The following is a 1,083-nucleotide window of genomic DNA, read 5'->3' on the forward strand; positions in this document are numbered from 1 at the left end:
GGTAGATTCACATAATAAGTGCAACATCGTTAATCTGGAAGTAAACATGTTCGTATTCCCTTAAATAATTCATTCGGTGTTTTCCCACCCCGTGTTTTCCGGGGGCGATTATTTAATCGGTTTACCACAAAATTTATTTCCTGATCAGAGATTTCATTAAAATCGGTTCCCTTTGGAAAGTATTGTCTGATTAACCCATTGATATTCTCATTGATCCCTCTTTCCCAAGGCGAATAAGGGTGAGCAAAGTAAATTTGGGTTTCTAATTTTTCACTGATGATTTCATGATCTGCGAACTCCAGACCGTTATCGAACGTGATGGTCTTAACCTTTTGTTTTAACGGAAATAATACTTTCACTGCCGCTTTCGCGACTTCTGAAGCTCGCTTGCTATCAAGTTTAACGATAATTGTATACAGCGTCTTGCGGTCAACCAATGTTAATAAGACACTTTTTTTTCCTTTCCCTATTATCGTATCTCCTTCCCAGTCGCCAATACGTTCTTTTTTATCAACAATTTCCGGGCGTTCATCAATACTGACCCGATTTTTAATTTTGCCTCTTCTTTCATAGCTACCATAACGTTTACGATAGGGTTTTCTGGCAATTCGCAGATGTTGCCATAAATCACCCCCCTCTATTTTATCTTTATAAATCAGTCTATAAATTGTCTCATGATGCAAAGATATCCCTTTATGTTGCTTTAAATAATCAGCCACCTGTTCAGGACTTAAGTCTTTCCAAATTAACCGTTTTATCCATTTTTTTACTTCCGGCGTTATTTTCACGGCTTTCTTAGCAAAATGACGACGAGCCAATACCTTCAAATGAGCCTGTTCAGGGCAGTATGTCTGGACTTCTTGATTTCTCTTCAATTCTCTGCTGATGGTCGACGGGCTTCGCTTAAGTGACTCAGCAATGAAACGCTGTGAAAAACCCGCTTTTTTTAAACTGGAAATCTGATATCTTTCTGTCTCGGTCAGTTGTGTATAGGCCATAGTGCATTTTCCTGTGGCGGGAAAGGTGCCTACTATAGCAACTGACCGCCTTTCTGAAAAATTGCACTTATTAGTCGAATCCGCC

General features: G+C 39.3%; 1 protein-coding gene. It reads right to left on the reverse strand.

Annotated features, from left to right (window positions below; all coding sequences use genetic code 11):
- Positions 1–29: 29 nt before the first annotated feature.
- The gene (locus tag C5470_RS21900; RefSeq protein ID WP_023842307.1) at positions 30–998 is read right to left on the reverse strand and encodes an IS30 family transposase; all 969 of its coding nucleotides are present in this window, start codon (positions 996–998) and stop codon (positions 30–32) included.
- Positions 999–1,083: the final 85 nt, after the last annotated feature.

Source organism: Photorhabdus stackebrandtii (assembly GCF_011189495.1).
Classification (GTDB): Bacteria; Pseudomonadota; Gammaproteobacteria; order Enterobacterales; family Enterobacteriaceae; genus Photorhabdus; species Photorhabdus khanii.